General features: G+C 42.1%; 25 protein-coding genes and 4 pseudogenes. 25 read left to right on the top strand and 4 right to left on the bottom strand.

The window, feature by feature from the left end:
* The first annotated feature begins 129 nt into the window (after window positions 1-129).
* From rplN to rplQ, 17 genes and pseudogenes are all read left to right on the top strand, one after another.
* Entirely contained in the window at window positions 130-498 is a 369-nt protein-coding gene (gene rplN / locus TT12_RS10060; protein ID WP_010196702.1) for a 50S ribosomal protein L14, read from the top strand.
* A gap of 8 nt (window positions 499-506) precedes the next feature.
* Window positions 507-824, top strand: a complete 318-nt coding sequence (gene rplX, locus TT12_RS10055) for a 50S ribosomal protein L24 (RefSeq protein ID WP_045454466.1) — start codon at window positions 507-509, stop codon at window positions 822-824.
* 21 nt (window positions 825-845) lie between these two features.
* The gene (gene rplE / locus TT12_RS10050) at window positions 846-1,382 is read left to right on the top strand and encodes a 50S ribosomal protein L5 (protein WP_011512858.1); all 537 of its coding nucleotides are present in this window, start codon (window positions 846-848) and stop codon (window positions 1,380-1,382) included.
* A gap of 12 nt (window positions 1,383-1,394) precedes the next feature.
* On the top strand, window positions 1,395-1,700 hold the full coding sequence (gene rpsN, locus TT12_RS10045) for a 30S ribosomal protein S14 (protein WP_021813378.1): 306 nt from the start codon (window positions 1,395-1,397) through the stop codon (window positions 1,698-1,700).
* Between the two features lie 11 nt (window positions 1,701-1,711).
* Window positions 1,712-2,109 (top strand): annotated as a pseudogene (gene rpsH, locus TT12_RS10040) (30S ribosomal protein S8).
* A 175-nt stretch (window positions 2,110-2,284) separates the two neighbouring features.
* The gene (gene rplF / locus TT12_RS10035) at window positions 2,285-2,818 is read left to right on the top strand and encodes a 50S ribosomal protein L6 (protein ID WP_045446634.1); all 534 of its coding nucleotides are present in this window, start codon (window positions 2,285-2,287) and stop codon (window positions 2,816-2,818) included.
* A gap of 11 nt (window positions 2,819-2,829) precedes the next feature.
* Window positions 2,830-3,180, top strand: coding sequence for a 50S ribosomal protein L18 (gene rplR, locus TT12_RS10030; protein ID WP_021813381.1), 351 nt, complete (start codon window positions 2,830-2,832; stop codon window positions 3,178-3,180).
* 2 nt (window positions 3,181-3,182) lie between these two features.
* Entirely contained in the window at window positions 3,183-3,698 is a 516-nt protein-coding gene (rpsE, locus tag TT12_RS10025; protein WP_010196711.1) for a 30S ribosomal protein S5, read from the top strand.
* Window positions 3,699-3,718: 20 nt separating this feature from the next.
* On the top strand, window positions 3,719-3,898 hold the full coding sequence (gene rpmD / locus TT12_RS10020; protein WP_010196714.1) for a 50S ribosomal protein L30: 180 nt from the start codon (window positions 3,719-3,721) through the stop codon (window positions 3,896-3,898).
* Window positions 3,898-4,338, top strand: a complete 441-nt coding sequence (gene rplO, locus TT12_RS10015) for a 50S ribosomal protein L15 (RefSeq protein WP_045446637.1) — start codon at window positions 3,898-3,900, stop codon at window positions 4,336-4,338. Before rpmD ends, rplO begins: the two co-directional genes overlap by 1 nt.
* Before the next feature lie 19 nt (window positions 4,339-4,357).
* Window positions 4,358-5,688, top strand: a pseudogene (secY, locus tag TT12_RS10010) (preprotein translocase subunit SecY).
* Between the two features lie 32 nt (window positions 5,689-5,720).
* Window positions 5,721-5,837 (top strand): 50S ribosomal protein L36, encoded by a 117-nt coding sequence (gene rpmJ / locus TT12_RS10005; protein ID WP_010196721.1) that lies wholly within the window; start codon window positions 5,721-5,723, stop codon window positions 5,835-5,837.
* Between the two features lie 253 nt (window positions 5,838-6,090).
* Window positions 6,091-6,447, top strand: coding sequence for a 30S ribosomal protein S13 (rpsM, locus tag TT12_RS10000; protein WP_021813384.1), 357 nt, complete (start codon window positions 6,091-6,093; stop codon window positions 6,445-6,447).
* 20 nt (window positions 6,448-6,467) lie between these two features.
* Window positions 6,468-6,857: a 30S ribosomal protein S11 gene (gene rpsK, locus TT12_RS09995; RefSeq protein ID WP_045454458.1), complete on the top strand. Its 390-nt coding sequence runs from the start codon at window positions 6,468-6,470 to the stop codon at window positions 6,855-6,857.
* Between the two features lie 48 nt (window positions 6,858-6,905).
* Entirely contained in the window at window positions 6,906-7,547 is a 642-nt protein-coding gene (gene rpsD / locus TT12_RS09990) for a 30S ribosomal protein S4 (protein WP_010196731.1), read from the top strand.
* Between the two features lie 80 nt (window positions 7,548-7,627).
* Window positions 7,628-8,635, top strand: coding sequence for a DNA-directed RNA polymerase subunit alpha (locus TT12_RS09985; protein ID WP_045446643.1), 1,008 nt, complete (start codon window positions 7,628-7,630; stop codon window positions 8,633-8,635).
* 19 nt (window positions 8,636-8,654) lie between these two features.
* Entirely contained in the window at window positions 8,655-9,014 is a 360-nt protein-coding gene (rplQ, locus tag TT12_RS09980) for a 50S ribosomal protein L17 (RefSeq protein WP_021813387.1), read from the top strand.
* Window positions 9,015-9,092: 78 nt separating this feature from the next.
* Here the strand turns inward: rplQ and TT12_RS09975 are convergent, their stop codons facing one another.
* Together TT12_RS09975 and TT12_RS09970 are read right to left on the bottom strand one after the other, a co-directional pair.
* Window positions 9,093-9,713 carry an L-threonylcarbamoyladenylate synthase gene (locus TT12_RS09975; protein ID WP_045454453.1) on the bottom strand — a complete coding sequence of 207 codons (621 nt, stop codon included), beginning with the start codon at window positions 9,711-9,713 and terminating at the stop codon, window positions 9,093-9,095.
* A 218-nt stretch (window positions 9,714-9,931) separates the two neighbouring features.
* Window positions 9,932-10,662 (bottom strand): annotated as a pseudogene (locus tag TT12_RS09970) (elongation factor P hydroxylase).
* Between the two features lie 185 nt (window positions 10,663-10,847).
* Between TT12_RS09970 and TT12_RS09965 the strand changes: the two are divergent.
* The 6 genes and pseudogenes from TT12_RS09965 (at window position 10,848) to lysM (ending at window position 15,423) form a co-directional block, all read left to right on the top strand.
* On the top strand, window positions 10,848-11,441 hold the full coding sequence (locus TT12_RS09965; protein ID WP_045454449.1) for a YceD family protein: 594 nt from the start codon (window positions 10,848-10,850) through the stop codon (window positions 11,439-11,441).
* Between the two features lie 337 nt (window positions 11,442-11,778).
* Window positions 11,779-11,961 carry a 50S ribosomal protein L32 gene (rpmF, locus tag TT12_RS09960; protein WP_011512869.1) on the top strand — a complete coding sequence of 61 codons (183 nt, stop codon included), beginning with the start codon at window positions 11,779-11,781 and terminating at the stop codon, window positions 11,959-11,961.
* A 438-nt stretch (window positions 11,962-12,399) separates the two neighbouring features.
* Complete coding sequence (gene fabD / locus TT12_RS09955; RefSeq protein ID WP_045454445.1) at window positions 12,400-13,368, top strand: ACP S-malonyltransferase; 969 nt, start codon at window positions 12,400-12,402, stop codon at window positions 13,366-13,368.
* The gene (fabG, locus tag TT12_RS09950; RefSeq protein WP_045454442.1) at window positions 13,365-14,093 is read left to right on the top strand and encodes a 3-oxoacyl-ACP reductase FabG; all 729 of its coding nucleotides are present in this window, start codon (window positions 13,365-13,367) and stop codon (window positions 14,091-14,093) included. The genes fabD and fabG overlap by 4 nt, the downstream gene beginning before the upstream one ends.
* A gap of 282 nt (window positions 14,094-14,375) precedes the next feature.
* Window positions 14,376-14,612 (top strand): acyl carrier protein, encoded by a 237-nt coding sequence (gene acpP / locus TT12_RS09945; protein WP_025652201.1) that lies wholly within the window; start codon window positions 14,376-14,378, stop codon window positions 14,610-14,612.
* 302 nt (window positions 14,613-14,914) lie between these two features.
* Window positions 14,915-15,423: pseudogene (gene lysM, locus TT12_RS09940) on the top strand (peptidoglycan-binding protein LysM).
* A gap of 107 nt (window positions 15,424-15,530) precedes the next feature.
* Here lysM and queG read toward each other — a convergent pair.
* On the bottom strand, window positions 15,531-16,763 hold the full coding sequence (gene queG, locus TT12_RS09935; RefSeq protein ID WP_045454439.1) for a tRNA epoxyqueuosine(34) reductase QueG: 1,233 nt from the start codon (window positions 16,761-16,763) through the stop codon (window positions 15,531-15,533).
* Between the two features lie 191 nt (window positions 16,764-16,954).
* On the opposite strand from queG, the gene TT12_RS18495 reads away from it, so the two are divergent.
* Both TT12_RS18495 and TT12_RS17370 read left to right on the top strand, forming a co-directional pair.
* Window positions 16,955-17,422, top strand: a complete 468-nt coding sequence (locus TT12_RS18495; RefSeq protein WP_045454437.1) for an NAD(P)H-hydrate epimerase — start codon at window positions 16,955-16,957, stop codon at window positions 17,420-17,422.
* A complete protein-coding gene (locus TT12_RS17370) occupies window positions 17,383-18,693 on the top strand; it encodes an NAD(P)H-hydrate dehydratase (protein WP_279378872.1) in 1,311 nt (436 codons plus the stop codon). The genes TT12_RS18495 and TT12_RS17370 overlap by 40 nt, the downstream gene beginning before the upstream one ends.
* Window positions 18,694-18,701: 8 nt before the next feature.
* On the opposite strand, the gene TT12_RS09920 is transcribed toward TT12_RS17370, so the two are convergent.
* On the bottom strand, window positions 18,702-19,199 hold the full coding sequence (locus tag TT12_RS09920; protein WP_045454433.1) for a DUF4124 domain-containing protein: 498 nt from the start codon (window positions 19,197-19,199) through the stop codon (window positions 18,702-18,704).
* Window positions 19,200-19,322: the final 123 nt, after the last annotated feature.

The following is a 19,322-nucleotide window of genomic DNA, read 5'->3' as shown; positions in this document are numbered from 1 at the left end:
GCTGATTGCGCCGAGCGTATATCACTCACATTAAGAGTAGCAGCGGTTATTATTATTAAAATGCCGACTACTCATACTGTGCTAGCGGCAGCAACTGGTTTTTATTGCTCATACGTGTGGAGTAACGCTATGATTCAGGTTGAATCGATGCTGGAAGTTGCAGATAATAGCGGTGCAAGACGAGTTCAGTGCATTAAAGTACTGGGTGGCTCTCATCGTCGTTATGCATCAGTTGGCGACATTATTAAAGTAACGGTTAAAGAAGCCATTCCTCGCGGTCGTGTTAAAAAAGGCGACGTGATGAATGCTGTAGTTGTACGTACCAAAAAAGGCGTTCGTCGTCCTGATGGTTCTGTTCTGCGTTTTGACGACAATGCTGCGGTATTGTTGAACCAAAATAAAGCACCGATTGCAACTCGTATTTTTGGACCGGTAACTCGTGAACTACGTGGTGATCAGTTTATGAAAATTGTATCACTAGCACCAGAAGTATTGTGAGGTAATCCATGTCAAAATTACGTAAAGGCGATACAGTTATCGTGATTGCTGGGAAAGACAAAGGCAAGCAAGGTACTGTACAAGCTGTAAAAAATGATCGTATTAAAGTTGAAGGCATTAATATTGTCACTAAACATCAGAAGCCAAATCAGGCAACTGGCGTTGAAGGTGGCATTCTTAAGAAAGAAGCTTTTCTACATATCTCAAATGTCGCAATATTAAATGCGCAAACCCAAAAAGCTGATCGTATTACTTATCAGTTCGGCGAAGACGGCAAGAAACAACGCGTCTATCGTTCGAGCGGTGAAGTAGTGGCGACTGCGTAAGACACTAAGGGTGTAATGGTAATGGCAAGATTAAAATCTTTATATAACGAAGAATTAAAGCAGCAAATCAAAGAAGAGCTTGGTTTGGCTAATGTGATGCAAGTACCTAAAATCACTAAAATCACACTTAACATGGGTGTAGGCGGCGCGTCTCAAGACAAGAAATTGCTTGAAGGTGCAGTAGCTGACATGACCGCTATCGCTGGTCAAAAACCTGTCGTCACCAAAGCGCGTAAATCAGTTGCTGGCTTTAAAATTCGTGAAGAATGGCCAATTGGCTGCAAAGTAACGCTACGCGGTGAGCAAATGTACGAATTTTTAGATCGTCTCATTGCCATTGCAATTCCTCGTATTCGTGATTTCCGCGGTTTTTCACCTAAAGCCTTTGACGGACGTGGTAACTACTCATTGGGTATCAAAGAACAGATCGTATTCCCAGAAGTAGATTTTGACAAGATTGATCGTATCCGCGGTATGGATGTGACAATCACCACGTCAGCTCAATCTGATGAAGAAGGTCGCGCGTTGCTTAAAGCATTCGGCTTCCCATTTAAATAAGGTAAAGACGTTATGGCAAAGAAGAGCATGATTAACCGCGAATTAAAGCGCGAAAAAATGGTTGCTAAGTACGCTGATAAGCGTATCAAGCTAAAAGAAACTATCAGTGATATGACTGCAAGTGACGAAACTCGTATGGAAGCGATGCTAGAGCTACAAGCTCTTCCACGCAATTCATCGCCAGTACGTCTACGCAATCGTTGTGCTATCACCGGTCGTCCTCACGGTTACTTCCGCAAGTTTGGCTTATCACGCAATATGCTGCGTGAGCGTGTCATGCAAGGCGATGTGCCTGGTGTTCGTAAAGCAAGCTGGTAAGGGGTAACTATATGAGTATGCAAGATACCGTTGGGGATATGCTAACCCGTATTCGTAACGCACAAATGGCTAACAAAGTATCGGTAGCAATGCCGAGCTCTAACTACGTAAATCAATTGCTGATTTGCTAGTTAGCGAAGGTTATGTGGCGAGCGCTGTTGTTACTGAAGAAGCAAACAATAAAGCAACCCTATCGATCGAATTGAAATACTTCGAAGGCCGCGCTGTCATCGAAACGATTCAACGTTTTAGCCGTCCTGGTTTACGCCAGTTCCGCGGTAAAGACGCTATCCCTACTGTTAAGCAAGGTATGGGTGTTGCTATCGTATCAACTAGCCAAGGCATCATGAGTGATCGTGCTGCACGCGCTGCTGGTATCGGTGGTGAAATCGTCGCATTTGTAGCGTAAGCTACACGACGATAAAGTCTATTTGATGATTGTTAGACTTCTATTGATTGAGTAATAATGAATTATTTCAAATTGATAGGTGTCTAACGCAGTCAACTATGCTAAACTAACACGCTTTTTAGCCTGTTAGTTTTTTCGCTAATATAAAGAAGTTAATTTTTTAAGGAATATTCCTATGTCTCGTGTGGCTAAAGCCCCAGTGACACTGCCAAACGGCGTAAGTGTTACTTTGAACGATCGGCAGGTCGAAGTGAAAGGCAAGAACGGCATTTTGTCTTTACGCCTGCATGAATTGGTCGAGCTGAAACAGGAAGATGATGCGATCATTTTCTCACCTACAGTCGATTCAAAAGAAGCTATGATGCACACTGGCACCATGCGCGCTCTTGTTAACAACTATGTTAAAGGCGTGAATGAAGGCTTTGAAAAGCGTCTTCAGTTAATTGGTGTTGGTTATCGCGCACAAGTTGCTGGTAACAAGGTAACTTTGAACGTTGGTTACTCTCATCCAGTAGAATATACGTTGCCTGAAGGTGTGTCAGCTGAAACCCCAACGCAAACTGAAATTGTTTTGAAATCAAACAATAAACAGCAGCTTGGTCAAGCAGCGGCTAATATCCGCGGTTTCCGCCCACCTGAGCCTTATAAAGGTAAAGGTATTCGTTATAGTGACGAGCATGTGATTCGCAAAGAAGCCAAGAAAAAATAAGGTGAGTTGAAATGTTTGATAAAAAAGCAGCTCGTCTGCGTCGAGCTAAGAAAACCCGCGCGCATATCCGTTTCTTAGGCGTTCATCGCTTAACGGTTACTCGCACGCCAAAACATATTTATGCCCAGATTATCTCTCCTACCGGTGGTGAAGTGATTGCTCAGGCATCTACCTTAGACGGCAGCTTGCGCTCAGGCGCGACTGGCAATGCTGATGCAGCAACGTCTGTGGGCCAAATGATCGCAGAACGCGCAAAAGCAGCTGGTATCACTAAAGTTGCCTTTGACCGTAGTGGTTTTAAATATCATGGTCGAGTTAAAGCTTTAGCAGAAGCAGCTCGCGAAAACGGATTGGAGTTTTAATCATGGCTAGAAATGATAAAAATGATAAAAATGAACAGACTGACGGTCTAGTAGAACGCTTAGTTACCGTTGATCGCGTTGCAAAAGTTGTTAAAGGTGGTCGTATTTTCTCTTTCACTGCATTGACTGTAGTGGGCGATGGCAATGGTCGTGTTGGTTTTGGTCGTGGTAAAGCACGTGAAGTGCCAGCTGCTATCCAAAAAGCACTAGAAGCTGCCAAACGTAATATGATTACTGTTGAGCTTAATGATGCAACTTTGTATCATCCGATCAAAGCACGTCATGGTGCTAGTAAAGTTTATATGCAGCCTGCATCTGAAGGTACTGGCGTAATCGCTGGTGGCGCAATGCGTGCTGTATTAGAAGTTGCTGGTGTCAAAGATGTTTTGACTAAATGTTATGGTTCTACCAATACTGCTAACGTTGTTCGCGCAACGTTTAACGGTTTACGTGATATGTCAACTCCAGAGAAGATGGCAGCAAAACGTGGTAAATCTGTAGACGAAATCTTGGGTTAACTTAGACTAGGTGAGTTACGATGAAAAAAATGAAAGTCACTCAATTTAAATCGGGTGCCCATCGCCTAAAGAGCCACAAAGCGAGCTTGAAAGGATTGGGTTTACGCCGTATTAATCATACTGTTGAAGTAGAAGATACACCTTCAACACGTGGTATGGTCAATCGCGTTAACTACATGGTAAAAGTGGAGGAAGCGTAATGGGTCTTAGATTAAATGAATTATCACCAGGTGTTGGCGCAAAGAAAACTGCCCAACGTCGTGGTCGTGGTATCGGTTCAGGTCTTGGTAAGACTGGTGGTCGTGGTGTAAAAGGTCAGAAATCTCGTTCAGGTTCTAGCATACGCTCAGGATTTGAAGGTGGTCAAATGCCTTTATATCGTCGTCTACCGAAATTTGGTTTTACCAGTAAAATGGCAATGAAGACGGCTGAAGTACGTCTTTCTGAACTGAATAAAATTGATGGCGATGTGGTTAGCCTTGAAACACTTAAAGCTGCTAACCTAATCCGTCACGACATGAAGCGTGCCCGTATTATGTTGTCAGGCGAAGTCACTAAGGCTTATACCTTTAAAGGTATCAAAGTGACTAAAGGCGCTAAGCTAGCAATCGAAGCTGCTGGTGGTAGCATCGAGGAGTAGTAACGTGTCAAAACAATCAATGTCATCGACTGGTATACCGCTCAATCCATTTGCATTCATACGCAAGTATGATGAATTGTGGACGCGTTTATTATTCTTAATCGGCGCATTGGTTGTTTATCGTTTAGGGTCACATATTCCAGTACCGGGTATCAATCCGGTCAACTTGGCTGATCTGTTTTCGCGCAACGAAAACACCATTTTGAGTATGTTTAACATGTTCTCAGGTGGTGCACTAGAGCGTATGTCCATTATGGCGCTCGGCATTATGCCGTATATTTCAGCATCGATTATTGTACAGATGATGTCTGCAGTATTGCCATCGCTTGAAGCCCTCAAAAAAGAAGGCGAAGCGGGACGACGTAAGTTGAACAAGTATACCCGTCAAGGGACACTTGCTTTAGCCCTAGTACAGTCATTAGGAATGTGTGCTGGCTTAATCAGTCAAAATCTTACCTTATCTTCTGGTCTGACCTTTTATATTCCAGCGGTTACCTCATTGGTAGCGGGCGCTATGTTCTTGATGTGGCTTGGTGAGCAGATTACAGAGCGCGGCGTAGGTAATGGTATTTCAATGCTCATTTTTGCGAGTATTGTGGCTGGTACGCCAGGTATGATTTCGCAGTCTATTGAACAGGTCAATCAAGGGCAGATGAACTTGATTGTACTGTTTATTTTTGTGCTACTAGGCATCGCGGTTACTGCTGGTATCGTTTATATTGAACGTGCTCAGCGCCGTGTTCCAGTGAACTATGCACAGAAGCAGCAACAAGGTCGCAAAATATATGCTCAGCAGCAGTCACATTTGCCGCTGAAGCTTAATATGGCAGGGGTTATCCCAGCCATTTTTGCCAGCTCGTTGTTGTTGTTTCCAGCAAGTTTAGGGCAGTGGGTGGGTCAATCAACTGATCCTACCCTTACACAAAAAATACTACAGAATATGGCATTGGTGTTGTCTCCAGGACAGCCGCTATATTTGGTTCTGTTTGGCGCGATGATTATTTTCTTCTGTTACTTCTATACGGCATTGGTATTTAGCCACGTGAAGTAGCTGAAAACCTTAAACGTAGTGGTGCGTATATCCCAGGTATTCGCCCCGGACAACAAACTCAGCGTTACCTAGATCATGTATTAAACCGACTGACCTTTATTGGCGCGATGTATATGACGGTTATTTGTTTAATGCCAATGGTCGTCCAGTCATCGTTTGGTGTGCCGTTTCAACTCGGTGGTACGTCTTTACTGATTATGGTGGTTGTGGTAATGGACTTCATTTCGCAAATCCAAGCGCATTTGATGACCCATCAATATCATGATCAGACGTTAATTCAATCGCCCACTCAACCTTAAATGAGCGGTACGATATCTCAAAGGAGCATGCTATGAAAGTTCAAGCATCAGTTAAAAAGATTTGTGGTAGCTGTAAAGTTGTGCGCCGTAAAGGCCGTGTACATATCATCTGTACAGCAGAACCTCGCCACAAGCAACGTCAAGGTTAATATTTAGTATTATAAAGTCTCAGACTTTTGTTACTATTTCAATTAATACTTGAAAAATGACGGCGGATGGGATATCATCCGCCACTTGCCGTAGTTTATGCAAAAACTTTTATAAGACCGTCAACGAATAGGCTTGTAACCAAGTCAAAGCAGCGATAATAATTATAAAAGCTTTAGTATTGACAGCAACAAATCTGAAAAATAAAGCCTTATTGATAAATAACGCTTATTTTTCTTTAATGGAGAGAAATCAATGGCTCGTATTGCCGGCGTAAACATTCCGGATAATAAGCATGCTGTTATTTCACTAACTTACATCTTTGGTGTAGGTCGTACCACTGCTCAGAAAATCTTAGAAGCAGTTGGCATTGCCCCTACTACTAAAGTTAGTCAGTTAGATGATACACAGTTAGATGCTATCCGTGCACAAGTTGCAAATTACATGACTGAAGGTGATCTTCGTCGTGAAGTGTCAATGAATATCAAGCGTTTAGTTGATCTTGGTTGTTACCGTGGCATCCGTCATCGTCGTAACCTACCAGTTAGAGGTCAGAATACTAAGAACAACGCTCGTACTCGTAAGGGTCCGACACGCCCTCTCAAAAGATAATTAACTTAGGAAGCTAAAAGATGGCTAAAGACACTCGTAGTCGCAAGAAAGTGACTCGTCGTTCAGTATCGGAGGGCATTGCCCATATCCATGCGTCTTTTAATAACACCATTGTTACGATTACCGATCGTCAAGGTAATGCACTGGCTTGGGCCACTTCAGGTGGACAAGGCTTCCGTGGTTCACGTAAATCTACACCATTTGCAGCTCAGGTTGCAGCTGAGGTCGCTGGTAAAGCGGCTCAAGAATATGGTGTTAAGAATATCGACGTTTTGGTCAAAGGACCAGGACCGGGTCGTGAGTCTGCGGTAAGAGCACTAGGTGCATTGGGTTATAAAGTTAACAGCATCTCTGATGTAACCCCAATCCCACACAATGGTTGCCGTGCGCCGAAAAAGCGCCGCGTCTAATATTAAAGACGAAGCTTTTTATCCCAAAAGCTTATAGGAGACATAACAATGGCCCGCTATATTGGACCAAAACTCAAATTATCACGTCGTGAAGGCACGGACTTAGGTCTTAAGTCTGGCGTTAAACCATACGACGTAAAAACGAAAAAAGCTGGTCGTCCACCAGGTCAACACGGTGTAAGCCGTAACAAGACCTCAGAATATGCTTTACAGCTGCGTGAAAAGCAGAAAGTTAAGCGTATCTATGGTGTATTAGAGCGTCAGTTTGCTAATTACTATAAAGAAGCTGCTCGTAAGCGCGGTGCTACTGGTGAAAACCTGTTAGCCATGCTTGAGAGCCGTCTAGATAACGTTGTTTATCGCATGGGCTTTGGCTCAACTCGCGCCGAAGCACGTCAGCTAGTCAGTCATCGTACTGTTATGGTAAAAAAAGCTGGCCGTGATGAGTTTGTTCGTGTGAACATTCCATCAATTCAGTTGCAAGATGGTGATGTCATCGCTATCCAAGAGAAGTCTCGCGAGCAATTACGTATTAAAAACGCAATTGAGCTGGCTACCCAACGTGGTATTCCAGAATGGCTAGATGTTGACCACAGCAAATTACAAGGCACGTTTAAACAAGCGCCTGATCGTATTGATCTACCTGCTGAAATCAACGAAAGCTTGATCGTTGAGCTATACTCTAAGTAATGACGTACTGCTCGATGTCGTGAAAACGGCATTGAGCAATCAACGTTAATTAAACCAGTTTAATAAATCGAGGTGACATCATGATGCTAAATGCAACTGAGTTTCTAACGCCGAATGCCATTAATGTGGATACGGTTAATGAAACGATTGCGAAAGTCACGCTCGAACCGTTAGAACGCGGCTTTGGGCATACCCTTGGTAATGCCTTACGTCGCATCTTGTTATCTTCATTACCTGGTGCTGCAGTCATTGAAGCTGAGATTGATGGTGTTGACCATGAATACTCAACGCTTGAAGGGCTACAAGAAGATGTACTTGACTTGCTTTTGAATCTAAAAGGCTTGGCTATTACGCTTCATGACCAAAATGAAGTATTTTTGACCTTGGATAAACAAGGTCCAGGCACTATTACTGCTGCAGACATCGCGTTACCGCATAATGTAGACATCGTCAATCCAGAATTGGTGTTGGGTACATTGAGTGATCGTGGTCATCTTAAGATGCGTTTGCGTGTAGTAATGGGTCGTGGATATGAGCCAGCAAACCAGCGCCGTGAAGATGGTGATACTAAAGCAATCGGACGTTTAAAGCTTGATGCAAGTTTTAGTCCTGTGCTTCGTGTTGCTTATCAGGTTGAGAACGCTCGTGTAGAGCAGCGTACTGATCTTGATCGTCTTATCATTGAGCTTGAAACTAATGGCACTATAGATCCAGAAGAAGCAATTCGTAAAGCAGCCACTATTTTACAACAACAGATTTCTATCTTTGTTGACCTAGAAGCTGAAGAAGCGCCTGAGCCTGTGAAAGAGAAAGAAGAGGTTGATCCGGTGCTATTACGCCCTGTGGACGATCTTGAACTAACGGTTCGCTCAGCCAACTGCTTGAAAGCTGAAAACATTTACTATATCGGTGATTTGGTACAACGTTCAGAGACTGAACTTCTAAAAACCCCAAATCTTGGTAAGAAATCATTAACGGAAATCAAAGACGTACTAGCGTCTAAAGATTTAGAGCTCGGTATGCGCCTAGATAACTGGCCACCAGCTGACCTTCGTGTTGATGATCGCTTTTCTTATCGTAGCCGTTAAACTTTAAGGATTTTTGACTATGCGCCATCGTAAGAGTGGAGTCAAGCTGGGTCGTACCGGCAGTCATCGTAAGGCAATGTTTCAGAACATGACTAACTCATTATTTGAGCATGAACTGATCAAAACAACTTTACCAAAAGCAAAAGAGTTACGTCGCGTTGCCGAGCCATTAATCACTATGGCTAAAGAAGACAGCGTTGCTAACCGTCGTTTGGCATTTAGCCGTATGCGTAGCAAAGCTATGGTAGGTAAACTATTTGGCACGTTAGGTCCTCGTTACCAGACCCGTCCAGGTGGATATTTGCGTATCGTAAAATGTGGTTACCGTGATGGTGACAATGCGCCAATGGCATATGTAGAATTGGTTGATCGCGACTAATTTTACAATAAGTAAAAGATGTATATAAAAAAGCTCCAATTGAATTGGAGCTTTTTTTGTGTCTGATACTTGAGTCTATTACCGTAGTAGTGAATCTACATCCGCGGCACCTTGTCTGATAATTTCAGGCTGGCTACCAGTCATATCAACAATCGTAGTGAGCTTAGTGGTTTTTATACCTGCATTTATCAAACCGTCGATTTGATTGCCTAATAAATCCTCAATCTCAAAGGGATCATCTAGTATGTCATCACGGTTAGGCAGTATTAATGAACTGGTTAAGATAGGTTCATCCATGGCCTCTAAAAGCGCTTGCGCAATGGGGTTGCTAGGTACTCGAATACCGATGGTTTTTTTCTTCGCATGTGCCAATTTTTTTGGTACGTCTTTTGTGGCATTGAGGATAAAGGTGATGGGCGCAGGAGTAAGTGCTTTGAGCTGTTTAAATTGTATATTGTCCACTGCAGCATAGTTGGCAATTTCGCTTAGGTCACGGCACAGTAAGGTAAACTGGTGTTTATCATCAAGTTCACGAATTTGTTTGAGCTTATCGAGTGCATCCTTTGCCCCTAAGCGACAACCAAAAGCATAGCTGGTATCGGTAGGGTAAATGATTAATTGATCCTTACGTAACAATTCTGCCACTTGCTCAATCAGACGTGGCTGTGGATTTTCTGGATGAATATAAAATACTTGCATAGCAATTCCTTGTTTTATAATTATGGGTTTTTAAATGTGGGGTTTTTGACTAAGTAGAATATTGGTAGCGCGCATGCTTCTTTCACTAAGTTTACTAAAAAAGCATCACTGCCTTCCTAGTATAGCGCAAAGCCAGTATAAGTTTGATTGCAAGCCGTTACTATGCGTAGACAATCGTTAACGCAAAAATGCTACACCTTTACGCTGATATGCTGCTGTTACTCTAGATCAGCTATAGAGACACTGAGTAAGGCATGTAATAAAGTTTTAGCATCAGGTGGCAATATATTGGGCTTAGCGATGTATTGTTGCACTTGTCGGTAGAGTCATTTGCGAATGTACTATTGCTCGTATCAAAGTCAGCAAACAAATTATCTTGTGACACCTCAAATGATCGTTCACAAGCGAGAGTAAATAAACACTCTAACGCTTGTGGCTTAATCTCTACGCGCTCAAATGCTTGCTGCTGAGCGGCGGTACGCCCATCTGGTGCGTACCAGTAGCCAAAGTCAGGCAAACGTCTACGAGCCTCTCCAGCCACACACCAATGGCTTAGCTCATGCAATGCGCTAGCAAAAAATCCATGAGCAAATTCAATTTTTGCGGGTTCGTTATTTTGTGCCGGAAAGTACTCTGGTTCTCCTTGTCCACGAACCAATGTAACGTTTTGATGAGCGAATAAATTATTGAATAATTGGATGAGCCAATCAGTAGCCGCTTGCTCGTACTTATTAAGCGATGATGGAGTGCCATCTAAGCCTTTGATAGTAGCTAACCTTTGCCATTCATTTTTTACATCCTCTAAGCACTGATTGTTTTTAAGGTTCCACGAGTCAGTGGAAGAGGCATTCACATTACTGGTTAACGTAGTGAGACGTTGTAATAGTATTTTTGCTTCAAGTGGAGAAAGTAGGTTCGGGAAGTCAGGTTTATTATTAAACACATTCATAGGTAAAACACTGGTCAAATAAAAGATAAAAAGAAGAACTATCTTTGAATATAAATAGGAGAAATAAAGAGATGAAAATAGAGCTCATATCAAACAAATTTAACATACTAGCGCTAGCGTCGCTTAATGCTTTCCGTTAGTATGGCAGGCAATATTATACACCGTTTTGATGAATGAGGTCGCGCATGTCAAGCACTCCAGAAAGTAAACCGTCAGCAGGTTATGCTGATAATAAAAAAGTGCCTTTATCTACTAGTATGCCTGAATCTATTTCTTTGGATAAATGGGCAGATACTGGTTATGAATGGACAGGAGAGGTAGAGCCAAGCGCTTTCAAACGTCTTGCTGCTACCTTAGCCACCGAACATGAACAAGCAAATATCTCGCTTAATGCCAATCTGTATCGCCGCAATAATGTTTTACATTTGGCATTCACACTGACGGGTGAAGTTTGGTTAACCTGTCAACGTTGCCTACAGCCAGTGGCTATCGATTTGTCTGATGATTATAATATTGCGCTACTAGAAGATGAGAGCCAAGCACGTTCAATCAATGATGAACAAGACTATTTATTACTTGATGAAATTATTACTGAGCCTGCACCAGAGCTTTTATTGCCATTCAAAAAATTGGTAGAAGATGAGATATTACTGAAGACACCAATGTCGCCAAAACATGACGACTGTGAAATGACGGTAGAGCAATTTGGTGAGATTCCAGAAGAGGAAGAAAGCGAAAATCCTTTTGCTGCTTTAGCCTCGCTAAAAGGCAAGTTGTAATCTTATTAAGAGACAAGTCATATATCAATGTACTACTTAATAAATTTATGATACCTTTCATCAGCTTTCTACCAAAGAGTGAGAAGCAGGGCTTTATTAATCCGCTAAACATGCGTATAATGTCCCGTTTATTGCATTCTAGCAATCTGCTACTGGCAGATAGATGCTGATCTTGCAGACTAACTATAGATTTTAGACGTAATCAACACTTTAATACGTGGCAATCTATTTAACTAATGATGCGTAAGACTTAGGTTGTTGTGATTATATAGCCTCTGTCAGTGTCGATTAAAGCTGAATTTCAAGCTTATCCCCTTTTAAGTATAGGAGCTATATCATGGCCGTTCAAAAAAGTCGTAAAAGTCGTTCTCGTCGTGACATGCGCCGTTCACATCATCGTATGGAAATCGCTGAGATAAGCGTAGATGCTACCACTGGTGAAAAACATCGTCGTCATCACATGACTAAAGATGGTTTCTACCGTGGTCGCCAGTTGTTTAAAGTTAGTCAAGACGCTTAAATTATTGGCTATTCAATAGCTGATTGTAAAAATAATGATAGTACTGGTGACTGTCATTATTTTTACAACGCTGTTATTAGGTAATATGCTTTGAGCTGAAGAAAGCCAAGTTATTTCGCTATCATATATTATGTGGCTAGATAACTTGGCTTTTTGCTATTGGCTTTTATGGTAGGTATTTGAACAACCTTTTACCATGTGCCTTTAGAAAATATGAAAATGAACCGATATACTCTACCATTTTAATTTGAGTGGTATCTTTTACTATACGTGTTTCAGTAGCATCCGCTATGATAATAGTGTGCGTCAGTGTATAGTTTATCGATAATCCGTTTTTTTTAGACAAATACTAAAGCAACGGCTTTATATCGCCTCTAATAATATAATAAACCCCAATTGTTTTTAGGGATATTTCCAATTAAATAAGGAATATTGGTTATGGCCTCTGTACCCGATATGGTAAAAAAGCCGCCGACACGTATTGCGGTAATTTTTCCTGGTCAAGGATCGCAAGTAGTCGGGATGACTAGTGAGCTTGCTGAAATCTATCCAGAGATTCTCGATACCTTTACTGAAGCTAGCGCCGCGCTTGGTGAAGACTTATGGGCAATCTGTCAAAATGAAGAAAAACTCAATCAAACACAATATACTCAGCCAGCATTACTGACGGCCAGCATCGCCATTTGGCGTATCTTAAAACAAAAGATAACCACAGCGCCTTGTTATTTAGCGGGTCATTCTCTAGGTGAGTACAGTGCGCTTTGTGCGGCTGAAGTCATATCGCTTGCTGATGCGGTCAAATTGGTACATCAGCGCGGTCAATTGATGCAAGAAGCCGTTGTAGGTGTCGATACTGCCATGGCAGCAGTGTTAGGGCTTGAGGACAATCGAGTAGAAAACTTGTGTGAGCAAGCGACTGAACATGTCGAAGGTGCCATTGTAGGTGCAGCCAACTTTAATAGTCCAGGACAAGTGGTGATATCGGGTAATGCTGCTGGTGTGAATGCAGTTATTGATAAAGTGCAAAACACTGGCAAAAAATCTGTCCCGCTAAAGGTCAGCGTACCATCACATTGCGCGCTTATGGAGCCAGCCAGTAGTGCATTGGCTGAGATTCTGGCAGAAATAAAATTTGATCAAGCGACGATTCCTGTTATCCAAAATCGACATGCGCGTGTTGAGAGCAGTGCGGTAGGTATCAAGCAGGCATTAACAGAGCAATTAAGCCAACCAGTATTATGGTCAAAAACCATGCAAGAGCTGGCTGACAAACAAATTAATATTTTAATCGAATGCGGCAGTGGTAATGTATTGAGCAACTTGGCGAAGCGCCAAGCACAGCCAATTACGAGCTATCCTACTGACAAGCCCGCTCGTCTTGATAAATTAATGGAGGTGTTATCATGAGTCGTACGATTACTCTAGTGACAGGTGCTAGCCGTGGTATTGGTAAAGCCGTTGCCAAACGTTTCGCCAAAGAAGGACATTTTGTTATTGGTACAGCCACTACGGAAAAAGGTGCTGAGCTGATTGATGGTTATCTCCACGATAGTGGCGGTATTGGACGTGTTTTAGACGTGCGTGATACCGCACAAATTGATAAGCTGTTTGAAGAGATTGAGAGCGTCTACGGCGCAGTACAAGTCTTGGTCAATAATGCAGGTATCACCCAAGATGGTCTGCTGATGCGTATGAAAGATGACGACTGGGAAAATGTTATCGATACCAATTTGACGTCGGTATACCGTATGAGTAAACGTGCTGTGCGCGGTATGATGAAAGCACGCCGTGGTCGTATCATCAATATAACCTCTGTCGTTGCGCAAATGGGTAATGCAGGTCAGTCTAACTATGCGGCGACCAAAGCAGGCGTCGAAGGGTTCAGCCGTACGCTCGCGCGTGAAATTGGCTCACGACAAGTGACGATTAATTGCGTAGCCCCTGGTTTGATCGAAACGGATATGACGGACGAGCTTGATGAGCGCCTATTGAACTCTATGTTAGACGCTGTACCTATCAGTCGCCTTGGACAGCCAGAAGACATTGCCGCCGCCGTACATTTCTTAGCCAGCGATGAGGCCAGTTATATCACAGGCGCTGTTATTCCTGTCAATGGCGGTATGTATATGTAGGTGATAAATAAGTGTTACACAGTTATAATAAAAAACTCTGTGCACGAGTGTAAACTATAATAAAGGGTGTTATAATGACGGATACTTTTATGTCAAAGCCCTGTATTATAGCAGGGCTTTACTAGACATCAGTCAAAACGTATAACCAGCTATAAAACAAGTTACAAAGTACTCAGATAGCTGTGCATATCTGAAGATATGATTTTATATACAATGCTGTAGAGCCTAATGATAGGCCTATGGTGACTTGCCAAAATAATAGATCAAAAAGGAGAAATCTACATGAGTAATGATACCGAGCTAAGAGTTAAAGCTGCAGTAGCTGAGCAATTGGGTATGAATGTTGAAGATATCAACAATGATGCATCATTTATGGAAGACTTAGGTGCAGATTCGTTAGACCTAGTCGAATTGGTTATGTCATTTGAAAGTGACTTTGGCATTACCATTCCTGATGAAGATTCAGCAGAATTAACGACTGTTCAAAAAGCGATTGATTATGTACAAGCGCAGCTATAATTAGCTAGTGGCTTAGCGAGTTATTTTAGCCGCCTATCTGTAGAGATAGGCGGTTTTTTTATGTTCTTAATTTGCCATGGCGACAGGTAGTTATATGACTAATCAATACGTTAACATAAGCTACGCCAAATCAACATTACTCAACATACTATTACTATCTACCTCACCTATCTTTGTCTATACTCATAATGGTAAGCAGTAACAAAGTGTAGTTATATATAAAGTGTGGTTATATACGAATGTATATGCCATTAAAAAAATAATGATGAATAATAAATAACAATATTTAAAGGAGTATGTAAATGGGTATGTTCAGTTTTGCAAAAGATATCGGTGATAAAATTTTTAATCGTGATGACGCCAAACACGATGCCAAGTCAGAAACAAAAGCAGACGCTAATACGCCAGTACAGAGTAGTGAACCTTCTGCGCAATCAGTTGCCAATATTTTACTTCGTCGTATTCAGCAGCAGAATCTGAATATTAGCGATTTGAAAATCAAGTATAACGGCTCAACAGATACTGCAGAAATCAGCGGTAAAGCTAAAACACAAGCAGACCGCGAAAAAGCGATTATCGCCATTGGTAATGTACAAAACGTGGCTAAGGTAATCGATAATATTGATATCGAAGAAGATGCGCCTGAGTCAACGATGTATACAGTGAAATCTGGTGATAGCTTGTCTAAGATCGCAAAAGAGGTTTATGGTTCAGCAGATGATTATATGAAAATCTTTGAAGCCAACAAGCCGATGCTATCTAGCCTGATAAGATTTATCCTGGTCAAGTACTACGAATTCCTAAGCCATAAGCCATAATATGGTTTTGAACTATCAGAGATATGCGTGAATAAAATAAAAAATGCCTCTTACTATAATAAGAGGCATTTTTTGGCGTATAAAAATATAAGCTTAAGATTTAGAGGTTTTTTAACTTCTCGTACTGTTCAGCTATGGCCCAATTGATATGTACATCGAGCATTTCGTTATGTACGCCCAACTTTGATTGTAACTGAGTAATGGTTTCTTCATTACCATTAGCATTTCCAAGACCAATCGCGATATTACGCAAAAAGTTCACATAGCCTGTGCGTCTAAGCGGGCTGCCTTCAGTTTTTTTCATAAATTCAGCTTCTTGCCATTGCCACAGCTCAAGCAAACTGCTGCTATCAAGGTTATGCCGTGGTGCGAAATCCTCTACAGGTGTAAGATTGGCGTAGCGATTCCAAGGACAGATAAGTTGACAGTCGTCACAGCCAAAGATGCGATTACCAATCGCGCGGCGGTATTTTGTATCAATAATACCGTCGTGCTCGATAGTGAGGTAGGAGATACAAGCTGCAGCATTGAGCTTATAGGGCGCGACAATCGCTTGAGTGGGACAGATATTGATACAAGCGCTACAACTGCCGCAATGCTCTTTGACGGGTTTGTCATCAGGTAACTCTAAGCTAATAAATAGCTCACCCAATACAAAAAATGAACCCGCTTGCTTGTTGATTAATAAGGTATGCTTTCCTGTCCAGCCAAGACCAGCAGCATCGGCAATGGGTCGCTCGAAAATAGGAGCAGAGTCGCTAAAAGGCCTAAAAATAAAATCTTGCTCTGAGCCTATATTGAGGTGTTGCCACTCAGGAAGCATGGCTTCTATCTTTAGTGCCAATTGCTTCAAACGACTGCGCATCGTTTTATGATAGTCGCGTCCTCTGGCATAACGAGCAATGATACCTTGATTGGGGTAGTCATTGTCAGTGATCGTACGTGGGGTTGGTGCTTGAGTCAGGTAATCCATACGGACACTGATGATGGTTTTTGCCCCTTCTACCAGTTGGTCAGGATTTGCCCGCAGTTCATGGTTGTTATGCATAAATTGCAGTTGTCCCTCATAGCCTTTTTCGAGCCATTGTTGCAATTGTACAATCTGCTTAGCAAATAAAGGGTGATGCACCGATAAAAAACCGCAGTCGGCAAACCCTAAAGCCTGTGCTTGGTCTTTAATCCATTGTTTGACATCTGCTGTGGTGGTAAATGTTGGGCTATTATTTACCTTAATCTTTTTTTCGGACGCAGGCTTAGGTTCAGTAGAGATTTGCTTAGCTGATTTCTGCTGGGTTGAAGAGATAGGCAAGTTTACTTTAGGAAGATTATTCATGTGTGACAGTAGGCGATAGAGTGAATACCGATATAATAAGCCAGTGAGCTAAGAGCGCAAGTATAAAAGCAAATAATTTCACATTCATATTGATACATACGTTGATGTAAGCGTTTGCTAAGCTGATGCTAAATGATAGTAATCATATCTCAATAAAATAAAAATCAGCAAAAAATACTCAAGGATTAGTTATGAAAAATCAGACCAATTTATTACCTATAAAAAGTACAAAACCTATCCCGTTATATAGCAGTGAACAACTCTATGCGATGGAGCAAGCATGGTTTGTAGAGGGGCATGATAGTTTTGGGTTGATGAAACAAGCAGCCTGGCAAATGGCGCAACACATAGAACAATTATATGAACAAAAGCAATTAAATATCTCTTCATCAGCCACTACTTATGTGCCTCTTCGTCATATGCGTCAGCATCGAGTGAGCATTTGGGTTGGAAAGGGTAATAATGGTGGCGACGGTTGGCTCATTGCTTATTATTTACAGCAAATGGGTTGGCAGGTACAAGTGTTAACAGTGGGTTTTGAGAGTGATGATTTTGATACCAATGACACAACTGTATTCTCCGACGCACAAAAAGCCCTAAAAGAGGCGCTATTGGCCAATTGCCTTATCAACGCTTTGAAAATAGTGCTTGTGAGCTAGAAGAAGGAGTAGATGGTAATCTGCAAGCCGATGTTTATATTGATGCACTGTTTGGTATTGGACTGGATCGTGCGCCTACAGGTGTTTATAAAACAGCCATTAGCACTTTTAATAAGTTATCTGAACGAAATAGTACCTTGGCCATTGCGGTTGATATTCCAAGTGGTTTGGTGGCTTCGACTGGCGAAGTGTTTGAGCATGTGGCTATACAGGCTGATATAACGCTATGCTTAATTGCACGGAAATTCGGTTTGCATACCAAAGATGGTATGGATCATAGCGGCAAGGTAGTTGATATACCGCTGATACCTTATCCAATAAACGATAAAAGATTCATGCCAGTAGCAACACTGATTACTACTGCATATGGTCTAAGTCCTCGCCGTCAAAATAGCTACAAAGGGAGCTATGGTCATGTACTGATTATTGGCGGTAATCGTATCGATGGCTCACAAGGTATGGGCGGCGCTGCGATATTGTCTGCTTCGAGCTCGATGGCGGCAGGAGCGGGTAAAATTACAGTTGCTTGCCATGAGGCTTTTCATAGCGCCCTATTAACGTCGCTACCAGATGCAATGACGATTAATTTGCATGATATGGACGGAGTGCAGGAGTTAATCAAGTCAGCCACTGTGATTGCGATTGGTATGGGGCTTGGTCGTGATGAAAAAGCAAAAGTGTTGTTTATAAAGTATCTACAAACTGCGATGACAGCTAAAAAGGCAATAGTGATTGATGCTGATGGACTTTATCATTTGGCATCATTGCAATTAGAGCATCATGAATTGGTCAGTCAGCTGCGAGAATATAGCGTTAATCATCAAGTTTGTTTGACACCGCACAGTGGCGAAACTGCTAGATTACTGAATAAGAGAATCAGTGAGGTGGAAAGCGATAGACTACAAGCGATAAAACAGTGCGCTATAACTTATGGTGGTGAATGGGTGCTAAAAGGCGCAGGTTCTTTGATATTAGAGCAGGGCTTAGATGAGCACCACGTTTATGTTTGTGCTGCCGGTAATGCGGGTATGGCGACGGCTGGCATGGGTGATGTGTTATCCGGTGTCATTGCTGGTCTGCTAGCACAACAAGATTTATCATCAGGAATGCAAAGCTTGCATCAAGCGGTTGTTATACATGGATTAGCAGGGGATACGCTGGTCAATCAGAGTAATAATACGTTATTGGTTGGACAACGAGGACTACAAGCTCAGGATATGCCAGCAGCCATTCGTCATGTGATGCAGCTATTGATTAACGTCTATAATTAGCATTAAGCCTAGGTAGTTGAGCTGCCACAATACTGATCAATTGCCTGCTGTACGCGTTCACGTTTGAGCTCAATTTCTCGGCCATCTAAATATTGACGCTTGCCATTTGCATCCATCTCATAAATACGTCCGCCGACATTCAAGTTGGTCAAATTATTGCGGAGTGACTGGCAACGCTGTGCATTTGCTTGTGCTTCTTGTTCTTTAATCCGTGCTTCAAGCGCTGCAACTCTTTGTTCTTCTACGCTTTGAGTATTAGTACTTTGATTGGCATCTGTTTTGCCAGCCAATTGTCCTGCATTGCTTTGTCTGCCATCACTACGAAATTCAATCAGCTCAATGTTTTTACCATTTTGCGGCGCATGTTGGCTGTATTTGACTTCACCATGTGCACCGACAGATTTATAAACTTGAATAGCATGACTGGCATTCATCGACAGCATTAGCACATACGCAGTACTCATAAGCAGTTTGGTAGCAGTATTTATTTTAGACGCATATGCCATAGTAGCAATCCTCTCAAGGGGTAAAAAACAGATGTGTATATATGTGTCAATATAACATTTAAGTGTTGGAATGGTACTAAAAATGTACCAGCTTTCGATTCTAACAAATAATCCTTATGAATG

This window comes from Psychrobacter sp. JCM 18903 (assembly GCF_000586475.1).
Classification (GTDB): domain Bacteria; phylum Pseudomonadota; class Gammaproteobacteria; order Pseudomonadales; family Moraxellaceae; genus Psychrobacter.
Note: the sequence above shows the minus strand (reverse complement) of the source record. Positions and strands in the feature narration are given on the sequence as shown.